The 20,186-nt window shown below is 70.8% G+C and carries 20 protein-coding genes; 10 read left to right on the plus strand and 10 right to left on the minus strand.

The window, feature by feature from the left end:
* The first annotated feature begins 89 nt into the window (after positions 1-89).
* Complete coding sequence (gene glmS / locus ADL05_RS09970; protein ID WP_082376245.1) at positions 90-1,943, plus strand: glutamine--fructose-6-phosphate transaminase (isomerizing); 1,854 nt, start codon at positions 90-92, stop codon at positions 1,941-1,943.
* A 195-nt stretch (positions 1,944-2,138) separates the two neighbouring features.
* On the opposite strand, the gene ADL05_RS09975 is transcribed toward glmS, so the two are convergent.
* Together ADL05_RS09975 and ADL05_RS09980 are read right to left on the minus strand one after the other, a co-directional pair.
* Positions 2,139-2,510, minus strand: coding sequence for an STAS domain-containing protein (locus ADL05_RS09975; protein WP_053616604.1), 372 nt, complete (start codon positions 2,508-2,510; stop codon positions 2,139-2,141).
* Between the two features lie 155 nt (positions 2,511-2,665).
* Positions 2,666-3,226 carry an ATP-binding protein gene (locus ADL05_RS09980; protein ID WP_053616605.1) on the minus strand — a complete coding sequence of 187 codons (561 nt, stop codon included), beginning with the start codon at positions 3,224-3,226 and terminating at the stop codon, positions 2,666-2,668.
* 311 nt (positions 3,227-3,537) lie between these two features.
* On the opposite strand from ADL05_RS09980, the gene ADL05_RS09985 reads away from it, so the two are divergent.
* Both ADL05_RS09985 and ADL05_RS09990 read left to right on the plus strand, forming a co-directional pair.
* Positions 3,538-4,440 (plus strand): helix-turn-helix transcriptional regulator, encoded by a 903-nt coding sequence (locus tag ADL05_RS09985; protein WP_053616606.1) that lies wholly within the window; start codon positions 3,538-3,540, stop codon positions 4,438-4,440.
* Positions 4,441-4,957: 517 nt separating this feature from the next.
* Complete coding sequence (locus tag ADL05_RS09990; RefSeq protein ID WP_053616607.1) at positions 4,958-5,194, plus strand: DUF397 domain-containing protein; 237 nt, start codon at positions 4,958-4,960, stop codon at positions 5,192-5,194.
* 390 nt (positions 5,195-5,584) lie between these two features.
* Here the strand turns inward: ADL05_RS09990 and ADL05_RS09995 are convergent, their stop codons facing one another.
* Entirely contained in the window at positions 5,585-6,949 is a 1,365-nt protein-coding gene (locus ADL05_RS09995) for a KamA family radical SAM protein (protein WP_231640684.1), read from the minus strand.
* Positions 6,950-7,365: 416 nt separating this feature from the next.
* On the opposite strand from ADL05_RS09995, the gene plsX reads away from it, so the two are divergent.
* Positions 7,366-8,457, plus strand: a complete 1,092-nt coding sequence (gene plsX, locus ADL05_RS10000) for a phosphate acyltransferase PlsX (protein WP_053616609.1) — start codon at positions 7,366-7,368, stop codon at positions 8,455-8,457.
* 306 nt (positions 8,458-8,763) lie between these two features.
* On the opposite strand, the gene ADL05_RS10005 is transcribed toward plsX, so the two are convergent.
* Genes ADL05_RS10005 through ADL05_RS10015 form a run of 3 tightly spaced genes read right to left on the minus strand, consistent with a single transcriptional unit; the run spans position 8,764 to position 9,475 of the window.
* The gene (locus tag ADL05_RS10005; RefSeq protein WP_053616610.1) at positions 8,764-8,970 is read right to left on the minus strand and encodes a hypothetical protein; all 207 of its coding nucleotides are present in this window, start codon (positions 8,968-8,970) and stop codon (positions 8,764-8,766) included.
* Positions 8,967-9,203, minus strand: coding sequence for a hypothetical protein (locus ADL05_RS10010; RefSeq protein ID WP_053616611.1), 237 nt, complete (start codon positions 9,201-9,203; stop codon positions 8,967-8,969). The genes ADL05_RS10005 and ADL05_RS10010 overlap by 4 nt, the downstream gene beginning before the upstream one ends.
* Complete coding sequence (locus ADL05_RS10015; RefSeq protein ID WP_053616612.1) at positions 9,203-9,475, minus strand: hypothetical protein; 273 nt, start codon at positions 9,473-9,475, stop codon at positions 9,203-9,205. The genes ADL05_RS10010 and ADL05_RS10015 overlap by 1 nt, the downstream gene beginning before the upstream one ends.
* 409 nt (positions 9,476-9,884) lie before the next feature.
* Here ADL05_RS10015 and ADL05_RS10020 point away from each other — a divergent pair, with 409 nt between their 5' ends.
* The 3 genes from ADL05_RS10020 to ADL05_RS10030 all read left to right on the plus strand — a co-directional run bounded on the left by ADL05_RS10020 (position 9,885) and on the right by ADL05_RS10030 (position 11,303).
* Entirely contained in the window at positions 9,885-10,736 is an 852-nt protein-coding gene (locus ADL05_RS10020) for a helix-turn-helix transcriptional regulator (protein WP_053616613.1), read from the plus strand.
* A gap of 11 nt (positions 10,737-10,747) precedes the next feature.
* Positions 10,748-10,933 (plus strand): DUF397 domain-containing protein, encoded by a 186-nt coding sequence (locus tag ADL05_RS10025; protein ID WP_053616614.1) that lies wholly within the window; start codon positions 10,748-10,750, stop codon positions 10,931-10,933.
* A 178-nt stretch (positions 10,934-11,111) separates the two neighbouring features.
* Positions 11,112-11,303: a DUF397 domain-containing protein gene (locus ADL05_RS10030; protein ID WP_053616615.1), complete on the plus strand. Its 192-nt coding sequence runs from the start codon at positions 11,112-11,114 to the stop codon at positions 11,301-11,303.
* Positions 11,304-11,319: 16 nt separating this feature from the next.
* On the opposite strand, the gene ADL05_RS10035 is transcribed toward ADL05_RS10030, so the two are convergent.
* Both ADL05_RS10035 and ADL05_RS10040 read right to left on the minus strand, forming a co-directional pair.
* Entirely contained in the window at positions 11,320-11,979 is a 660-nt protein-coding gene (locus ADL05_RS10035; protein WP_053616616.1) for a bifunctional 2-polyprenyl-6-hydroxyphenol methylase/3-demethylubiquinol 3-O-methyltransferase UbiG, read from the minus strand.
* A gap of 154 nt (positions 11,980-12,133) precedes the next feature.
* The gene (locus ADL05_RS10040) at positions 12,134-13,108 is read right to left on the minus strand and encodes a mechanosensitive ion channel family protein (RefSeq protein WP_082376248.1); all 975 of its coding nucleotides are present in this window, start codon (positions 13,106-13,108) and stop codon (positions 12,134-12,136) included.
* 368 nt (positions 13,109-13,476) lie between these two features.
* On the opposite strand from ADL05_RS10040, the gene argS reads away from it, so the two are divergent.
* The 3 genes from argS (at position 13,477) to ADL05_RS10055 (ending at position 17,616) form a co-directional block, all read left to right on the plus strand.
* A complete protein-coding gene (gene argS, locus ADL05_RS10045; protein ID WP_053616617.1) occupies positions 13,477-15,222 on the plus strand; it encodes an arginine--tRNA ligase in 1,746 nt (581 codons plus the stop codon).
* 403 nt (positions 15,223-15,625) lie between these two features.
* A complete protein-coding gene (locus ADL05_RS10050; RefSeq protein WP_053616618.1) occupies positions 15,626-16,234 on the plus strand; it encodes a YceI family protein in 609 nt (202 codons plus the stop codon).
* A gap of 407 nt (positions 16,235-16,641) precedes the next feature.
* Positions 16,642-17,616 (plus strand): hypothetical protein, encoded by a 975-nt coding sequence (locus ADL05_RS10055; protein WP_053616619.1) that lies wholly within the window; start codon positions 16,642-16,644, stop codon positions 17,614-17,616.
* Between the two features lie 268 nt (positions 17,617-17,884).
* Here the strand turns inward: ADL05_RS10055 and rbsK are convergent, their stop codons facing one another.
* Together rbsK and ADL05_RS10065 are read right to left on the minus strand one after the other, a co-directional pair.
* Positions 17,885-18,805, minus strand: coding sequence for a ribokinase (rbsK, locus tag ADL05_RS10060; RefSeq protein WP_082376249.1), 921 nt, complete (start codon positions 18,803-18,805; stop codon positions 17,885-17,887).
* A complete protein-coding gene (locus ADL05_RS10065) occupies positions 18,802-19,605 on the minus strand; it encodes an exodeoxyribonuclease III (RefSeq protein WP_082376250.1) in 804 nt (267 codons plus the stop codon). Before ADL05_RS10065 ends, rbsK begins: the two co-directional genes overlap by 4 nt.
* Positions 19,606-20,186 lie beyond the last annotated feature (581 nt).

Genomic DNA, 20,186 nt, shown 5'->3' on the forward strand with positions numbered 1-20,186 from the left:
ATGGTCTATACCGCTACCTGCGAAAACAACCAGTGGTATGGGTGAGTGGTTGGTCGAAACACCGCCCTTTTTCGCCTACGCTGGCGGCCATGTGCGGAATCGTTGGCTACGTCGGGCCGCAACCGGCGCTAGAGGTCGTCGTGAACGGCCTCGCAAGGTTGGAGTACCGCGGATACGACTCCGCGGGTGTGGCCGTCATCGGTGACGGTGTCCTGCGGAGCGCGAAGCGGGCGGGCAAGCTCGCCAACCTGCGCAGCGCACTGGAGGCCGCCCCCATCAGCGGTGACGGTGCCGGGATCGGGCACACGCGGTGGGCCACCCACGGCGCCCCGAACGATGTCAACGCCCACCCCCACGTCGACAACGACAACCGGGTCGCGGTGGTCCACAACGGCATCATCGAGAACTTCGCCGCCCTGCGGCTGGAGCTGGAGGAGAGGGGCTGCAAGTTCCTCTCGGAGACCGACACCGAGGTCGCCTCCCACCTGCTCTCCACCGAGCTGGCCGACCGCGGCGACGGCGACCTGGCGGGCGCCATGCGCAGCGTGTGCCGCCGCCTGGAGGGCGCCTTCACCCTCGTGGCCGCCTCCGTGAACGACCCCGGACTGGTCGTCGCGGCCCGCCGCAACTCCCCGCTCGTCGTCGGCCGCGGCGAGGGCGAGAACTTCCTGGCCAGCGACGTCGCGGCCTTCATCGCGCACACCCGCGAGGCCGTCGAGCTGGGCCAGGACCAGGTCGTGGAGCTGCGCGCCGACTCCGTGGTCGTCACCGACTACGACGGCAACCCGGTGGACGTGCGCGAGTACCACGTGGACTGGGACGCCTCCGCCGCCGAGAAGGGCGGCTACGAGTACTTCATGCTCAAGGAGATCGTCGAGCAGCCCCAGGCGGTCGCCGACACGCTCCTGGGCCGCGTCACGGTCGACGGGCAACTCACGCTCGACGAGATGCGCCTGACCCCGCAGGAGCTGCGCTCGGTCGAGAAGATCGTCATCATCGCCTGCGGCACCTCCTACCACGCGGGCCTGATCGCCAAGTACGCGATCGAGCACTGGTGCCGCATCCCGTGCGAGGTCGAGGTCGCCAGCGAGTTCCGCTACCGCGACCCCATCCTCGACCAGCAGACCCTGGTCATCGCCATCTCCCAGTCCGGCGAGAGCATGGACACCCTGATGGCGGTCCGCTACGCCCGCGAGCAGCGCGCCCGCGTGCTGGCGATCTGCAACGTCAACGGGTCCACGATCCCGCGCGAGTCCGACGGCGTGCTCTACACCCACGCCGGACCCGAGGTCGGCGTGGCCGCCACCAAGACCTTCCTCACCCAGCTGGCCGCCTGCTACCTCATCGGCCTCTACCTGGCGCAGGTGCGCGGGCTGAAGTTCGGCGACGAGATCAACACGGTCATCGCCCAGCTGGCCACCATGCCCGAGCAGGTGGAGAGGGTCCTGGACACGATCGAGCCGGTCCGCGAGCTGGCCCGGTCCCTCTCCGACGTCGACACGGTGCTGTTCCTGGGCCGCCACGTCGGCTACCCGGTGGCGATGGAGGGCGCGCTCAAGCTCAAGGAGCTGGCCTACATGCACGCCGAGGCGTTCGCGGCCGGCGAGCTCAAGCACGGCCCGATCGCGCTGATCGAGGACGGCCTCCCGGTCGTCGTCGTGGTGCCCTCGCCCAAGGGGCGCAGCGTGCTGCACGACAAGATCGTGTCGAACATCCAGGAGGTGCGCGCCCGCGGCGCCCGCACGATCGTCATCGCCGAGGAGGGCGACGAGTCGGTGCGCCCGTACTCGGACGTGCTCATCGAGATCCCGGCGGTGCCGACCCTGCTCCAGCCGATCGTGTCGACGATCCCCATGCAGGTGTTCGCGTGCGAGCTGGCGCTCGCCAAGGGCAACGACGTGGACCAGCCGCGCAACCTCGCCAAGAGCGTCACGGTGGAGTAGCGGCTCCGAGCCACGGAGAACACGGAAGACCCGGCGCGGCCGGTCGGACACGAGGGTGTTCCGGCCGGCCGCACGCCGTTCGTACCGATGAGCGGGGGCGGCCGGCCAGGGGTCATGCGGGGTCGGGCGTGTACCCTGCGAGCCGCCGCACGCCGTTTCGGGCAGGACCGAGGCTCCGGTGCGGGGCCGGACGCCTCAGCGGCGTCGGGGGGCGGGGACCAGCGACCGGTGGGCGGCCAGTGCCGTGTCGACGTCGGGGTGCGTGGGCAGGACCGCGTGCAGCGCCAGGACGTCGAGGATGCGCGTGAGCTGCGCGGGCGGCGCGGCCAGCGCCAGGTGGTGGTGGGCGCGTACGGCCGCGCGCATGGCGGCCACGAGGGCGTTGACCCCCGAGGCGTCGATGAACTCCACCTCGGACAGGTCGACGACGACGCAGCCGTCGGAAGCCGCCGTCACCAGGGCGGTGCACACCTGGTCGGCGGTAGCGATGTCGATCTCACCGCGCAGCTCGACGACGGTCGTGCCGTCGCACACGAACCGGCCCTGTCCCGTGTCCAGTACGGCCACGCCTCACTCCCGGGCTCGGATGGAAGGGTTGTCTGTCCTGATCGGCCGAAAGCCGATTTGTGTTGCCAGACTACTCGCTCCGGGCGACGATCCGATGCCGTCCACAGCCCGGTGCGACCCCTCCCGAGGCGCCGGTGCGCCCCGCCCCCGGGCCTCTAGCGCCTGGTCTCCCTGGCACCGCAGACGGCCCAGACGACCTTGCCGTGGCCCGGCACCGGGTTCCAGCCCCACTCGCGGCTGAACGCCGACACGAGCCCCAGCCCACGGCCGGACTCGGCGAAGTGGTGGGCGTCCACCTTCGTCGGCGCGCCCGGACTGGAGTCGGCCACCGCGCACGCCACGGCCGAGCGGTCGAGCAGCAGCCGCACCTGGACCAGCACGCGGACGCTCGCCGGGTCGGCACCCGGGGGGACGGCGTGCCGACAGGCGTTGCCCACGAGCTCGGAGGCGATCAGGCGCAGGTCGTCGGCGACGCCCGGCAGACCCCAGTCGGCCACCGATTCGGTGACGAAGTCCCGGGCCGCGCGCACCGAGTCGGCCGTGCACGGGAAGGCCCGCGCGACGCTCTCGGGCGTGCGCGCGCTCTCGCCCACCCGAAGCCGTTCCAGGGCGTTCGCCCACCAGCCGCCGGGGGAGTCGTCGGCGACCTCCGCGAGACGAGTGGGGTGGCAGGCGGCCTCGGAGTCCAGCTCCGACGGCACCAGCTCTGCGTTCATCACGGTCCTCACCATGTGACGTCGGGTCGTGCGATCCGGTCGGATACCCCGGTTGTGGCTTACATCGGTAAGACACAGATGCACGTGCAGTTCAACGTTCGGCCACACTATAGGACGATCAGCACTTATTGGTAGATCTCATTGCAAGAATTCACACGCGAACACCCGCGGCGACACATGGATCGCGCGTCACGGACCGCCCGAACGAGGACTTCGGCGACCCCCTGTCCCAAACCAGACCTGCTCGGTATACTGAGCGGTCGCTCGCGCCAAAGCCGCTACAGGGAGGCGAAGTGGTCGCCGATCATGCAATGAACCTGCAGGTCAGTGAGGATTTCCTGGCCAATTCCAGTGGCGGTCCCACTGTCCTGCGCATTCTGTTGGGAACCCAGCTCAGGAGGCTGCGCAAGGAGAAGGGCATTTCCCGGCACGACGCCGGCTACGCCATCCGGGCCTCGCACGCCAAGATCAGCCGGATGGAACTCGGCCAGGTCAGCTTCAAGCGCCGCGACGTCGACGACCTGCTCAAGCTCTACGGGATCGACGACGCCGAGCAGCGCGAAGCCCTCCTCGGGCTCATCTCCAGCGCCAACGCCCAGGGCTGGTGGCACAAGTACGGCGACGTCCTGCCCCAGTGGTTCGGCGTCTACGTCGGCCTGGAGGAGGCCGTCTCGGTCATCCGTACGTTCGAGGTCCAGTTCGTGCCCGGACTGCTCCAGACCCGCGAGTACGCGCGGTCCGTGGTGCGCCTGTCGCGCACCGCCAGGAACGACGAGGACATCGACAGTCGTGTGCAGATGCGCATGCGTCGCCAGGCGCGCTTCGTCGAACCGGAGGTCCCGGCGGACGCCCCGCGCCTGTGGGCGGTCATCGACGAGGCCGTACTGCACCGCCCCTACGGCCAACCCGAGGTGATGCGGGAGCAGATCGAGTACCTGATCGAGGTCGCCCGCCGTCCCAACGTCACCATCCAGATCGCCACGTTCGCCATGGGCGGCCACGCGGCCGCCGGAGGGCCGTTCAGCATCCTGCGCTTCCCCACGCCGCAACTGCCCGACGTGGTCTACCTGGAGCAGCTGAGCAGCGCCCTGTACTTCGACAAGTTCGACGACACCCACCGCTACGCGCAGACCATGGACCACCTGGCCACACAGGCACCGCCGCCGACCGAGACCGAGGAGATCCTGCGCGGGTTCCTGGAACGCTACTCCTAGGACCCCCACGACGCCGACCGCGTCCGGGCGCCCCTCCGCCCGACCTCCCCCTTCCCTTCCCGTTTTCCGCTTACCTCCCGCCCCTCCCTCCCCCTCACGCTCGTCCTCCTCCCCACCCCCTGAGAGCCCTTCGGGAGCACCGCCGCCGCACGCCCCGAATCATCACTTTCCGTGAACATGTGGCGACGTGTCGTACGCACGGTGACCGACTTCGGCCACGACCCGGCAACGATCCCAGTTCACTGAACCGTCACTCAACCGCACGCGTTAGCCATGACATGCGGTTTCGTCCGCCCATGACTGCGGGTTCATCCAGATGTACTTACGGCTGTAATCACGGATGCACGTGCATGGGCTAATCTGTGGCCCGCACCGGGACCTACAGGACAGAGGCGTCGGCCACCCGGCCGAACTCCGTCCTCCCATCCCCCGGTGGTCGGACACGTCTGGTGCGGCGGACTGGACCGCCGCGCGTGAACCCCCGCTCACGCGTCCGCCCGGAGTTCAGGAGGTTGAGATGCAGCCGATCTACAACGGCGTCCCCGCCGGCCAACTGCCCAAGGTCGTATGGACCAAGAGCAGCTGGAGCAATCCGGACGGGAACTGCGTTGAGGTCGCCACCCTGCCGGACGGCGACATCGCCGTCCGCAATTCACGGGACCCCCACGGCCCCGCCCTCGTCTACACGCCCGGCGAGATCGAGGCGTTCGTGCGAGGCGCCAAGACGGGTGAGTTCGACCAACTGCTGGGCTGACAGCAGCCCCGGCCCCGGGGCCCTCCCCCACGACGAAGACCAACCCGGGATCGCGCCCGCTCCGGGGGTCCGCGCGGTCTCCCCCAGCCGCGTACGGCCCTTCCGTCCACGGATCGGGCGCGCGCGAGGAGCCCGGCACCCCCGCGGGGTGCCGGGCTCCTCGTCGGTTCTCCACCGGGTCGGCAGGGGGCCGACCACCGCCCGCCCGAACGGCACCTGGGGCGCTTGGGACGCCGGAGCCCCAGACGCCCAAGGCACTCGGAGCCCCTGAGGCACCTGAGGCACCTGAGGCGTGTGGAACGCCTGAGTCGCTTGAGGCGCCCAAGGCGCCAGAGGCTCCGAGGCGCCTGGCAGGCCGAGAGACCCGAGGCACCTGGAGCCCCTGAGGCGCTAGAGGCGCGTGGGGTCCACCAGGCCGCCGGCGGACGCGACGGGCGCGTTCTCCCACGGGAAGTGGGTCGCGCCGAGCGCGGGCTTGAGGTCGAACAGCCAGGCCGCCTTCTCGTCGTACTTGGCGAAGAAGGGGCGGCCCACCAGCTCGGGGTCGCGCGCCTGGATGAAGTGCAGGACGAAGACCTTCTCGCCCGCCACCTCGGTCACACCGTCGACGCACACCTTGCCCGGCGTCGCCGACATCGACGGCCCCCGCACGGTACGGGCCAGGCCCGAGACCTTCTGGTAGGCGTCCCGGAAGATCTCGTAGGCCTCCGCGAGCGGCACCGCGAAGTAGTCCTGCGGGCCGGTGTCGCGCTCGACGAACATGTAGTACGGGACCATCCCGTGGCGCAGGTGCGTGCGCCACATGGACTCCCAGACCGCCGGGTCGTCGTTGATCGTGCGGATCAGCGGCGCCTGGGTGCGGATGACCGCCCCGGTCGAGCGGATGCGGCGCACCGCCTCCTGGACCAGCTCCGGCGTCATCTCGTTCGGGTGCGAGAAGTGCGCCATGAACGCCAGGTTCTTGCCCGAGGCGACGACCTTCTCGAACAGCCGCAGGGTGTCGTCGGCGTCCGGGTCGGTCACGAAGCGCTGCGGCCAGTAGGCCAGCGCCTTCGTCCCGATCCGGATGGCCTCCAGGTGCTCGATCTCCAGCAGCGGCTCGATGTACCGGGAGATGACCCCCTCGCCCATGATCATCGGGTCGCCACCGGTGAACAGGACACTGGTGACCTCGGGGTGCGAGCGGACGTACTCGACCAGCTGGTCGATGTCGCTGGAGGCGAACTTCAGGTCCGCGTCGCCGACGAACTGGGCCCAGCGGAAGCAGTACGTGCAGTACGCGTGGCAGGTCTGCCCCTGTTTGGGGAAGAAGAGCACGGTCTCCTTGTACTTGTGCTGGACACCGGGGACCGGCTCCTCGTTGCCGATCTTGGGCACGTTGAGGTCCATCTGGCCCGCCGGGTGCGGGTTCAGAGTGGCGCGGATCCCGTTGGCGGCCTCGTTGAGCTCCTTGCGCGAGGCACCAGAGCGCAGCAGATCGGCGATCCTGGCCACGTCGCCCGACGGCAGCATGTCGGCCTGCGGGAAGACGAGCCGGTAGATCGGATCGTCCGGAGCGGCATCCCAGTCGATCAGCTCGTCGACGACGTAGCTGTTGACCCGGAACGGCAGCACCTGGGCCACCGCCTGGACCGCGAGCCGCTCGTCGGCGGCGAGCCCGGCTCGCGCCGTGAGCTCGTCAAGGTGCTTCGTCGTGTAGGCACGAAACCGACGTCCGGCGGACGGGGACAGTGCCGCGTCTGGCGTAACGCTCACGCCTCTCCTCTCCTGCATGTGGGGTGGGCCACCCGATGCCGGGCAGCCCTGATCCGGCGGTTCCGGCGTACGGGGACGCCGACGGACCACCGGAAGACTGTCATTGGTGTTGTTGTTCGTGTTCGGAGCGTTTCGCAAGACCGAACCAGCGAGCGGGTATACCCCGACTAGGGGTTTTGTACCCACTCTGCCCAAAATCCAGCTCTGACCTGGACATACAGGAAGTATCCTCGCATGAACCGACGAACCTGCCGGACAACGGCACGTCTCGGGCGACCCGATAGCGTGTGATCACACCACCGGCCGAGCCCCTGACAGGGCATGCTTCGCGGCGCCGCCGGGCAGCGCAGGACCCGCGCCGACGGGAACACCGCGCCCCGCGCGCGCCCACCGACCACCCGTGAAGGGCACACCTGTTGAGTGGCACATCCGACGCGGAGACGTCCGAGGACCCGCGCACGTCCCCGCCGATCATCGCCGTGGACGCGATGGGCGGGGACCACGCACCCGGTGAGGCCGTGCGGGGCGCGGTGATCGCCGCACGCGAGCACGGCCTGCGGGTCGTGCTCGTGGGGCGGCGCACCGAGATCCACGCCCAGCTGGCCGAACTCGACGCCCTGCGCGACATCCCGGTCGTGCACGCCGAGGACAACCTCGCGATGCACGAGGGGGCGCTGGCCAGCTGGCGCCGGCCCCGGTCGAGCGCGGCCGTCTCGTGCAGGCTCATCCGGCGCGGGGACGCCGACGCCCTGGTCTCGGCCGGGTCCACCGGCGGGGTCGTGGCGACGTCCACGGTGCGGCTGCGCACCCAGCCGGGTGTCCTGCGCCCGGCGCTGGCGGTGACACTTCCCACCGGTGAGACGCCGACCATCATGGTCGACGCCGGGGCCAACGCCGACGCCAAACCCGAGATGCTCGTGCAGTTCGCCCACCTGGGCTGCGCCTACGCGCAGACGGCGTTCGGCGTGCGCAAGCCGCGGGTGGGGCTGCTCACCATCGGGTCCGAGCCGGGCAAGGGCAACCGCCTGGTGCGCCGGGCGACGGAGCTTCTGACCGCGACCGCGGAGGGCGCGCACAGCATCGACTTCCGGGGCAACATCGAGGGGCACGACCTGCTCGCCGGGAAGGTGGACGTGGTGGTGACCGACGGCCACACGGGGAACGTGGCGCTCAAGTCGGTGGAGGGGACGGCGGCCTTCGCGATGGAGGCCGTGCGCCAGGCGCTGACCTCCACCACGCTGGCCAAGGCGGGCGCGTTCCTCCAGCGCGGCGCGCTCAGGGAGTTGCGCGAGCGGCTGGACAGCGAGACCTACGGGGGCGCGGCCCTGCTCGGGCTCAACGGCACGGTGGTCATCGCGCACGGCGACAGCCGCGCCAAGGGCATCGCCCGCGCCTGCCGGCTCGCGCACGACCTGGCGGGCGGGCGGATCGGCGACCAGATCCGGCGCCGGGTGCACACCCGGCCGCCGAACTGGCTGCACCGGCTGGCCCAGTCCGAGGAGCGCTGAGGGCGCGCCCTCGTCGGAGGCTCCAGGCGCCCCGCCCCACCGCGTCGTGAGGGCGGAGCGGCGCGCCCGGCTGAGGTGGTCCGGTTCGGAGGGACCCAGACCAGCAGGCCCAGCCGGGTGTCCCGGCTCGCAGGGCCCGACTGGGGTCCCGATCGGAGGGGCGCAGACCGGTAGGCCCGGCCGGGTGGCCCGGCTCGTAGGGGCCCGGCTCGTAGGGGCCCGGCTCGTAGGGGCCCGGCCGGAGTGACCCCACACCGGCAGGGACCCGGCCGGTGCGCCCCCGCTCGAACCGCGACGCCGGAGCGGTCATGGCGCCTCCCCGTGCCGACGGGCGAGCAGGCGCCGCATCTGCCGGTGATCATCGGCGGTGAGGAGTTCGTGGGGGTCGCCGGGCCCCGTCCAGCCGATCGGGCGGTGGGCGACGATCAGCGTGCGGCCGTCGTCGGTGTCCTGGGTCGTGAGGATCCACCGGCCCGCGATCAACGAGTCCAGGGCCCGGTCGAGCGCGCTCACCGGTGCGCCGATCCGTGTTGCAGCGGCGAGGACCACACGAGGGGCAGGGGGCGGGGGTCGGGTCCGCTCCCACGCGCCACGCGCGTCACCGTGCCTCTGGCGGCTCCCCAGACGGGTTCTCCCTCCAGGGTCGGCCCCAGGTAGCGCACGCGGGTGCCGTGCTTTCGTGCCCAGGCCGACAGCGCGCGCAGGCTCGGCAGCTCGCGGATGTCGCAGACCGTACGGGGCTTCATCACCGGCCTCCGGAGAGCACGCTCAGCGACGGCCGGTCCCCGGGCGCGGGCTGGTAGCAGAGCGGGAGGTCGTGCAGGGCGCGGTCGAGCCGTTCGACGGCCTCGGTCAGGTCGCCGGTGGTCCGGGCGTGGTCGATCGCCGCGCGTACGGCCACCGTGCGTCGGCGTTCCAGCCTCGCGCGCAGCTCGGCGCCGTTCCCGGTCAGGGCGGGAGGAAGGGCGAGGGCGTCCGAGAGCGCGTCGAGGAGCATCTCCGTGCGGATGTCGATCATGCCCAGGCCCCCATCCGGAGGAGGGTCGACACGAGTGCCCCGAGCACGTCGACGGGGGTTCGGGGCCACGGGATCGGCGGGGGCGCGTAGGCGCGCACCCGGGAGGCCCGGCACGTTCGGCCGGTGCGTATGAGACGCGCGTGGTCATGGGTCAGGTAGCGCACAGGGCGCCTCCTCAGCATGGATGCCGGATGGGAGGTCCGGCAGGACTGAATCAGGTGGCTCCATAGTGACGCATCGCAGTCATATTCTCAATGCCCAGATTCAGAATCAGTGCGAGAATCTTACTGAGCAATCTATGTAGCCGGGTGGAATGCCCGATTCTGAGTGGGCGGTGTAGTGAATGTCTGATCAGCGCGAACGCGCCGTAGGATCGAGCCAGCCAGCTATGTCGAGGAGCGGGACACCCATGGCCAAGAGTCCGACCCTCCGTCGTCGCCGTTTGTCACGGCGGCTCCGCGAACTGCGTGAGGCGAAGGGGTACACGTCCTCCTACGTGACTTCGGAGGCCAAGAAGCGGGGCAAGGGCAAGTGGTCACGTGGAAAGCTCACCCGGATTGAGAACAACGAGTGGCTCCGTCCGTCAGTGATCGACGTCGACGCTCTGCTGGACATCTACGAGGTGACCGATCCTGAGGAGCGGCTGGCATACGCAACTCTGACGAAGCAGGCCAGGCAGTCTGGGTGGTGGGTTGGATACGCCGACGTCCTCGGCAAGGGCGCATACGTGGGGCTGGAGCTGGAAGCGGCCTCCATCCGGACCTACGAAGCCCTCGTGATTCCGGGCCTGCTCCAAACCGAGGGGTACGCACGAGCCATCACCCGTGGGCACGGTGTTGTCGACGAAGGCGAGATTGAGCGCTATGTCGAAGCCCGTATGGCCCGGAAGCAGATCATCGCCCCCGGGTCGACCACCGGTCCCAGCGTCTGGGCGATCATCGATGAGGCTGCTCTACGCAAGATCCCCGTTGATGTGCGTGCAGAGCAGATCCGATATCTGATCGAAGTCCAGCGCCGCGACCTGCGAGTTCAGGTCCTCCCCGACTCAGCAGGGCTACATGCGGCAACAGCCGGGAGCTTCGCGATACTTGATTTCCAGGATGATCCGCCGGTGGTATACCGGGAGGACATCATGGCCCAGCTGTTCTACGAGGACGCTGTCGAGATCGCGCACTGCGAGACGGTGTACCGCTACGTGCAGGCCTCCGCGCTCAGTGTCGAAGATTCCCGTGCGTTCATGGAGAACCTGATCACCAGCTAGAGAAGGCACCGATGCAATCCCACGACCTGAACTTCCGCAAGTCGTCCTACTCCCAGGGGCGCACTGAGAACTGTGTTGAGGTCGCCGACCTTCCCGACGGAGCCGCAGTGCGCGACACCCAGAACAGGGAGCTTGGGCACCTGGTGTTCAGCGGTACCGAGTGGTCCGCGCTACTGAGCACGGTTCGCGCCAGGTGACCGGCCGACAGAGGCCCCCGGCGCTGCCGGGGGCCTCTGTTGTTGCATACCTGATGCAATCCCGAAAACACTCTACTTGCCGCCCTCGCGACCGACCAGGCTCATGTGTGAGCCACCGAAGTGCGGGCAACTGTCTACTGGTGCCCCGCACCGCGCGGGTCCTGGAGAGGAGCCAGACGTGCCGAACGCGCAGCAACTGACCTTCCGCAAGTCCTCGTTCAGCGGGGCCACCACACAGAACTGCGTGGAGATCGCGGACTTCCCCGGAGGTTCCGCTGTGCGAGACTCCCAGAACCCCACCCAACGGCACCTCGAAGTCCCCGCAAGGGAGTGGTCCGCACTCCTCGCGAGCGTGAGCATGACCTGGTAGACACGGCGCTCCCAGTTCATCGGGACGCCACACCGATCAGGGTCCCCACGTGTCCGGACTCCGGCGCGGGCTCCACCCACACCTCCACGTCACTGAACCCGTGACCGGTCAGAATCTCCTCCCACATCTCGGGCTCGTAGGCCCACCGGTGAATCCACACTTGGCGGCCGTGGAACCCGCTTCCGTAGATCCCCTGCACCCCGTAAGCGCCAGGGACCGGCTGGGCGTGGGAGAACACCAACCGCCCGCCGGGCTCCAACCGCTCGTGAACCAGCGGCAACAGAACCTCCGGGTCGGTGAACCACACCGCACCCCACACCGAGTAGATGGCGTCCCACCGCTGATCAGCGTCCCGCAGGAATGCGACGACATCTTCGCGGTGGAATTCCGCGCCCAGGTGTCCCCATCGCTTCCGTGCCTGGTCGACCTGCACGGGCGAGATGTCCACTCCTGTGGCCATCACCCCCGTGGACGCGAGCGCCGCGACAGCCTCCCCTCGCCCGGAGCCCAACTCCAGCGCGTAGGCGGGTTCCCCCAGGAGTTCGGCCCCGGGCCCATGCCCCGGGTACTGGGTCCACTCGAAAACGGGCGCCGACTCCTCCTCCGAATCCGGCGGAGCAACGCCTTGGGCGTACCGGTCCCAGTAGCCGGGGATGTCCGTGGTCGGGTTGGCCAAGACCGTGGTCCTCGAAGTTCGGGGGCAGGACCCGCACCACGGTAGCCACGTCACAGCGGGAGCGACGGCGAAACAGCGGAAGAGGCCGACACCTCTACGGGTGTCGGCCTCTTCCGGAAGACTCCTGGGGCCCGGCTCTACCGAAGCGGGTTCGTCAGGCGGCGCTGCCGTCGCCGGAACGCATCCACACCGTGCGCTGGGGGAAGGGGATCTCGATGCCCGATGAGTCGAGCGCGGCCTTGACGCGGCGGCGCAGCTCGCGGGTCACGCCCCACTGCTCCAGCGGCACGGTCTTGGCGGCCAGGCGCACCACGACACCGTCCGCGTCCAGGGACTGCACGCCCCAGACGGTCGGGTCCTCCAGGAGGAACTTCCCGAACTCCGGGTCCTCGCGCATCTCCCGCCCGGCCCGCTCCAGGACCTCGTAGACCCTCTCCAGGTTGGACTCGTAGGCCACGGAGACGTCGAGGACGGCGCGGGCCCAGTCCTGGCTGTCGTTGCGCACCCGCTGGATCTCGCCGTTGCGGATGTACCAGAGGCCGCCGTTGATGTCGCGGACCTGGGTGATCCGCAGGCCCACGCTCTCGACCTCACCGACCGCCTCGCCGAGGTCGACGACGTCGCCGACGCCGAACTGGTCCTCGGCCATGATCAGCAGGCCGGACAGGTAGTCGGCGACGAGGCTCTGGGCACCGAAGCCGATCGCCAGACCGACCACACCGGCGCTGGCCAGCAGCGGACCGAGGGCGATGCCGACCTCGCCGAGCACCATCGCCAGGGCCGTGGCCACGATGACGATGGTCGCGAAGCTGCTGAGCACCGAGCCGAGGGTGCGGGCGCGCTGCTGACGCCGCTCGTCGGCGCGGGTCGCATCACGCTGGAGCACCGCGGGACCTCGGGAGAACCGCTTCTGTCCGTTCCTTCCCTCACCCGACCGCAGGACGCGCTCCACGAGACGGGAGATCGCACGCTTGGCAAAGGCACGGATGACCAGCGCGCCGACCACGATCAACAGGATTCGCAGGGGGACCCCGATCAGCAGATCGACGTTGCCCTGGAGCCACGCGGGCAGGTCCACCACCTGACCGATGGCCGTGCTGTTCAGGAGGGCGGGCTCGGCGGGTGCCATGGAAAGTGCTCCACTGTGTCGGACGGACATACGCGACGATCGACGTAGAACGTACTTGTGATCCTTCGAACTGGTCAAAGCCGGTAGGGCGGCCCTCCGCTCCGCCAGAGACGACCGAGTCGCCCCCCGTCCCGCGGCGGCTACCGAGCGATGACCCCGCCCTCCCAGAGGGCGGGGTCGTGGGTCCGGACGCGCTCGGTGATGCGGCCCAGCGCCTCCGCCACGGGCATCGGGTCCAGGCGGCGGCCGTCGCGCAGGCGCAGTGCGACCGACCCGGCGGCGGCGACGCGCGCGGCGCGGTCCTGGCCCGGTTCCGGCCCGATCCGCGACCGGGCGGGGAGGGCGCCGCCGGTCGGTACGCTTGTGCCATGGCCGACCCGCAGGAAGTACTCTCGCGACGGGTCCAGTCCGCCCTCGGCGCCGCCTTCGGCCCCGAGTTCGCCGACACCGACCCCGTCATCCGCCCGTCCCAGTTCGCCGACTACCAGGCGAACGCCGCGCTCGCGCTCGCCAAGCGACTGGGCCGAAAGCCGCGTGAGGTGTCCGCGGCGATCATGGAGCACCTGGACGTGGCCGACGTCTGCCGCGACGTCGAGGTCAGCGGGCCGGGCTTCATCAACCTGACCCTGCGCGAGGACTGGATCGCCGGGCAGACCCGTCAGCTGCTGGACGACCCCCGCCTGGGCGTCCCCCAGCAGGAGCCGCTGAACATCCCGCTCGACTACTCCGCGCCCAACGTGGCCAAGGAGATGCACGTCGGGCACCTGCGCACCACCGTGGTCGGCGACTCCCTGGCCCGGACCCTGGAGTTCCTGGGGCACAACGTCATCCGGCAGAACCACATCGGTGACTGGGGCACGCCCTTCGGCATGCTCATCGAGCACCTGCTGGAGGTCGGCGAGGAGTCCCCGGACGCGGACCTGCTGACCACCGACCCCAACGCCTTCTACCAGGCGGCCCGCACCAAGTTCGACTCCTCCGGCCCGGAGGCGGACGGCTTCGCCGCCCGCGCCCGGCGCCGCGTGGTCGCCCTCCAGGGCGGCGACGCAGAGACGCTGCGCCTGTGGAGCAAGCTCGTCGGCCTGTCGAAGGTCTACTTCAACAAGGTCTACGGCAAGCTCGGCGTCACCCTCACCGACGAGAACCTCGCCGGTGAGAGCACGTACAACGCCATGCTCGCCGACGTGTGCGACGAGCTGGAGGCCAAGGGCATCGCCGAGGTCAGCGACGGCGCGCTGTGCGTGTTCCTCGACGGCTTCACCGGCCGCGAGGACAAGCCGGTCCCGCTGATCATCCGCAAGAGCGACGGCGGCTACGGCTACGCCACCACCGACCTGGCCACCGTCCGCTACCGGGTGGAGGACCTCAAGGCCGACCGCATCCTGTACGTCGTGGGCGCCCCGCAGGCCATGCACTTCAAGATGGTCTGGGCCACCGCCCGCAAGGCCGGGTGGCTGCCGGACAGCGTCGAGACCACGCACGTGCAGATCGGCAACGTGCTGGGCAGCGACGGCAAGATCCTGCGTACCCGTAGCGGCGCCCCGGTCCGCCTCATGCAGCTGTTGGAGGAGGCCGTCGAGCGCGCGGCCGCGGTCGTCGCCGAGAACCGGCCCGACCTCAGCGCGGCGGAGCAGGCGGAGATCGCCTACGACGTCGGCATCGGCGCGGTCAAGTACGCGGACCTGTCGGTCTCGCACGACACCGAGTACACCTTCGACTTCGACCGCATGCTGGCGCTGACCGGCAACACCGGCCCGTACCTGCAGTACGCGCAGGCCCGGATCCGCTCCATCTTCCGCAAGGGCGGGGTGGACGCCGACTCGGCACGCGGGGAGATCACCGTCGCCGAGGCCGCCGAGCGCGACCTCGCGCTCAAGCTGCTCGGCTTCGGCGGGGTCGTGGCGCAGGTCGGCGACCTTCTCCAGCCGCACCGGCTGTCGGCGTACCTGTTCGAGCTGGCACAGGCGCTCACCACGTTCTACGAGCACTGCCCGGTGCTCACCGCGCCCACCGAGGCCGAGCGCGAGTCGCGGCTGGCGCTGATCGCGGTGGCGCTGCGCGTGCTGGTGCAGGGCCTGGACCTGCTGGGGGTCAACGCACCCGAGCACATGTAGCCGCGCGCGGGCCGTCCGGCCCGTCGTCCGACCACGCAAGGAGGGGCCGTCCGTCAGGGCGGCCCCTCTTCGTGTGCCCGGTGGGCGGGGAGCGCTGGGGCGCCGACAAGGGCACGGCGGGCCCCGGCACGGGCCGGACGGGCACACGTGCGCGCAGGAGCTCCGACCTGGCCGGATCCGGCCGCCGACCGGTGTGGGAGAGAACTCACAGCCAGCCCGAGGCATCTCCCAACAGGGGTTTCACGCCCGTGTGCGGTCGGATCCGGGCCATGGGGAACGCGAACGCGGGGACCGAGTCGAAGATCTCGTGATCGCGGCCCCGGGAACCTGGCGCTCCGGTGGGGCGTCCGACCTAAGGTGTGTGGACAAAAGCCACAGACACGACATAAGGGAGAAAACGGATATGACGTCAGCTCCTCCCGAGGTGGGACCCAGGCCGGGGGTCTGGCACCTGGACCCGCTTCACTCCAGCCTGATCTTCGTCGCCCACTACCTGCGCTACGGCCGGGTCCAGGGCACGTTCGGCCGCGCCGAGGGCCAGGTCGTCGTCGCCCAGAACCCCGCCGCGTCCAGCGTGGAGGTGACGCTGGAGGCCGGGAGCATCAACACCGGGGTCGGCGCCCGCGACGCCCATCTGCGCTCCGCCGACTTCCTGGACGTCGACCACCACCCGGAGATCCACTTCGTGTCCACTGGCTTCGAGGAGAGCCGACGCGGCCGGTTCGCCTTCCGGCTGAACGGGGACCTGACCATCCACGGCACCACGGTCCCGGTCACCCTGAACGCCCAGTGGGTCGGCGAGTCCCCCGACTACGTGTCCCCGGAGGACACCTACGGGCACTTCTTCTCGGCGACCACGCGGATCAGCCTCTCCGACTTCGGGGTGGGGCTCGGCAGCGAGCTTCCCTGGGGCGGCACACTCGTCGGCGAGCACGTCGACATCGTCCTGGAGGTCCGCCTCCAGAACCAGGACCCGGCCCCGTTCCTGAAGCAGATCGGGCACGCTCCCTGACGGACGCGCCCGCGAGGCGATCGTGCCGCCGCCCGGCACGACCGGTGCCCTCGCCCGCCGCTCCGCGCTCCCCCACCACATGATCGCCGCTCGTACGGCGCCCCGCCCCCTGCCCGCGAGCCATCACCGCGGGCACTCGGACGCACACCTTCCGTTGTCGCCCCGTGGTCGCTCCGATCGCCCCGGTCGCCCCGGTCGCGACCACTCCCGTGGTCGTCCTGGCGGCTGACCCGCGCTCGCTCCCGTGGCACCACCGCCGCCCTGGTCGCGGCCGATCCCGTCGTGGCTTCGCCCTCGCCCCGACCTTCTTCGCGAGGGGCGCCCGTCACCGGCACCCGCTACCGTGGCCGCATTCCCGCTGCTCGGCCCGTTCGACCATGCGTCCCACCGACCCCACGGAGAACCCCATGCGCGTTCTGGCCTCGTTCTCGGCCACCGATATCCTCGCCCACGCCTTCACGTCACCCGCCCGCGACGGTGCGGCCGTCCCCGATCCGGCGGCCCGGTTCCCCCTCGGCGAGGAGCCCCAGCGCGTGGCGGTCGCGTCCGGCCTGGACCGCGCCGCCTACACCACCGACCACGACCTGGTCGGCGTCGACGCCGACGGCACGGTCGCCTGGCGGCTCTCCCTCGACGCGCCGCCCGCGTCCGAGCACTACATGTCGGGCCGGTCCTCGATCGCCTTCTCCGCCGACGGGTCGCTGCTCTGGCTCTACCGCCCCGACCTGGCCTGGCACGGCCCAGGCCGGACCGACAGCCTGCACGCCGTCGACGCGGCCACCGGCGAGGTCCTGGCCGGCGCCCGGCTCCGCAGCATCGGCCACGGAGCCGAGGTCCGGCCCCACCCGGACCACGGACACGTGCTGGTCGGCGTGGGCGAGGGGCAGGACGGCGGCGCGACGTTCCACGCCCGCCTCGACGGCGACGCGCTGGTCGTGACCCCGTACCCCCTCACCGGCTACTTCCAGGACCTCTCCCCCGACGGCCGGATGTTCTCCGTCAGCGACCACGACGAGGTCACGTTCCACGCCTTCCCGAGCGGCGAGCCGGTCTCCCGGGTCGGCGTCGGCGCGTTCGGCTACGACGAGGAGCGATTCGAGACCCTGTTCGTCGGCCAGACCGGCGCCGACTTCCTCGACGAGCGCACGGCGGTCGTCGCCGTGACCGGCGAGGCCGTCGCCCCGGAGGACGGCGGCCCCTACGTCCAGGACTTCCACGAGAACCACGCCGTGGACGCGGCGACCGGCCGCGTTCTGGGCCCACTGCCCGAGCCGTCCCGGCACGCCGAGCGCCTCACCGTGCTCGGGGACGGATCCTGGACGGGCCCCGACGCCTCGGGGCGGGACACGCGCTTCACGTGGTCGGCGCCTCAGCCCGACTGACGTTCGTTCGCCGTTCCGCCGCACTGGCCGGACACCCCGGCGCCCGGTGCCCCTGCTCCGGCTCCGGCTCCGCCCGCTCCAGAAGAACCCGCCGGTGTCCTTCCTCCGACCTGTTCAGGCGAGTCTTCGAGCACAGGGGCGAGCATCCGCAAGAACCCGCCGACGCCCCCGACCTGTGCGGGCGACCCTTCGAGAACAGGGGCGAGCATCCGTGGAACACGCGGAGGGCCCGGCCGCGCGGCGGCCGGGCCCTCACCTGCTCGTCGGTTCAGTCGTCAACGGGTCCGTCGGCGGCGACGTAGGCGGCGATCTCCGCCCGGGTCGGGATGGACGAGGCGGCCCCGTGCCGCTGGACCGACAGCGCGGCGGCGGCCGCGGCGAAGCGCATCGCGTCCTCGGGGGTGTTCCCCTCGGCCCGGGCCACGGCGAACGCGCCGCAGTAGGTGTCACCGGCGGCGGTGGTGTCCACGGCCTCGACCCTGCGCGCGGGCACGTGCACCGGCTTCGCTCCCCGGCGGCCGTGCAGCGCACCCGCCTCTCCCATGGTCAGCAGCACCTCGGGCACCAGCTCGACCAGGGCCTCCAGGGCCGCGTGGGGGTCGGTGAGCCCGGTGATCGCGGCGGCCTCGTGCTCGTTGGGCACCAGCACGTCCACCGACTCCAGCAGCTCGGCCGGAAGCTCCCGGGCGGGCGCGGGCGTCAGGTACACGGGCACGCCCAGTCGCCGCCCGGTCCGCGCGGCGTCGACCACGGCCTCCATCGGCAGCTCCAGCTGGAGCAGCAGGGCGTCGCGGGCGCCGATGACCGCGGCGTCGCCCGCGGCCGTCGCGGTGACCGTGCCGTTGGCGCCGGGCACGACGATGATGGAGTTGCCGCCACCGCCGTCCACGACGATGTGCGCCACCCCGGACGCGCCCGGGGCCGTACGCAGGCCGGACACGTCGATGTCGCAGTCCACGAGGTTGGCGCGCAGCTCCTCGCCGAAGGAGTCGTCGCCCACCGCCCCGAGGAAGGCGGTCTCGGCGCCGGCGCGCGCGGCCGCGACCGCCTGGTTGGCGCCCTTGCCGCCGGGCACCTGGCGGAACGCCGTGCCGGTGACGGTCTCACCGCTGGAGGGCACCCGGTCGACGTAGGCGACCAGGTCCATGTTCACACTGCCGAAGACGGCGATCCGGGGTGCGCGGCTCACGCGTCGGCCTCCCCGTCCAGTTCGACGATGACCGGGGCGTGGTCGGAGGCGCCCTTGCCCTTGCGCTCCTCGCGGTCGATCCGGGCGCCGGTCACGCGCTCGCTCAGGGCCGGGGAGGCGAGGACGAAGTCGATGCGCATGCCCTTGCGCTTGGGGAAGGACAGGGCCTTGTAGTCCCAGTAGGTGTACACGCCCGGACCGGGGGTGTACTGGCGCACCACCTCGGCGAACCCGGCGTCGACCAGCTTGGTGAACGCGGCGCGCTCGGGCCCGGTGACGTGGGTCTTGCCGTCGAACTCGGCCATGTCCCACACGTCCGTGTCCTCGGGGGCGATGTTGAAGTCCCCGACGTAGGCGATCTGCGCCCGCGGGTCCTCCGCCAGCCGGGCCGCGCCCGCCTCCCGCAGCGCCTCCAGCCAGCGCAGCTTGTACGCGTAGTGCGGGTGGTCGATCTCGCGGCCGTTGGGCACGTACAGGCTCCACACCTGGACGCCCGCGCAGGTGGCGCCGACGGCGCGCGCCTCGACCTCCTCCGGCTCACCGTAGCCGGGCTGGCCGGGGAACCCGACCTGTACGTCGTCGAGGCCGACCCGGGAGGCGATCGCGACCCCGTTCCACTGGGAGAGCCCGTGGTGGGCCACCTCGTAGCCGCGGTCGGTGAAGACGGAGGCGGGGAACTGGTCGTCGCGGCACTTCGTCTCCTGGATGGCCAGGACGTCGACGTCGCTCCGGTCCAGCCAGGCGCCGATCCGCTCGGTCCTCGCCCGGGCACTGTTCACATTCCATGTCGCGATACGCACATCAGAAGCCTAGGCCACCACGCCGACACACCGCCCCCGCGCCGGGCCCTGTCCCCCACCTGGGCGGTGTCGAAATCGAGCGAGCCCGCTCACGGAGACCTCCGAGGGGTCGAACGCGCACACGTCGCCCCACGGAGCGCCTGGGGGTGGAAGGTGAGCGATCCCGTCCGCCGGTACCACCGAGGGGTTGATCCGGGCCGAAGCAAGCACTGCGAGGGCACCGACGGGTCCTGGAGGGCCCGGAGGTGCACCCCAGGAGATGGACGGTGAGCGATCCTGCTCGCCGGTACCACCGGGGGGTTGGTCGGGCCGAAGCGAGGAACGAGCAGAGGCCCGAAGCAAGCACGGCGAGGGCGCCGAGCGGTCCTGAGGAGCCTGGAGGCCCGCCCCAGCGGGTTGAAGGTAAGCGGGCGTGCCTGCCCCGACCCGAGGGGGTTGGAGGTGAGCCGTTCAGGTGGCGGGACCACAGGGGGGTTGGTCGGGCCAAAGCGAGGAACGAGCGGAGGCCCAAAGAAAGCACAGGTGCGAGGGGCGCGCTGGTGCCTGCAGGAGGAGCCAAGCCGGAGCGAGGAACGAGCGCA

The sequence above is a fragment of the Nocardiopsis sp. NRRL B-16309 genome (assembly GCF_001279585.1).
GTDB lineage: Bacteria > Actinomycetota > Actinomycetes > Streptosporangiales > Streptosporangiaceae > Nocardiopsis.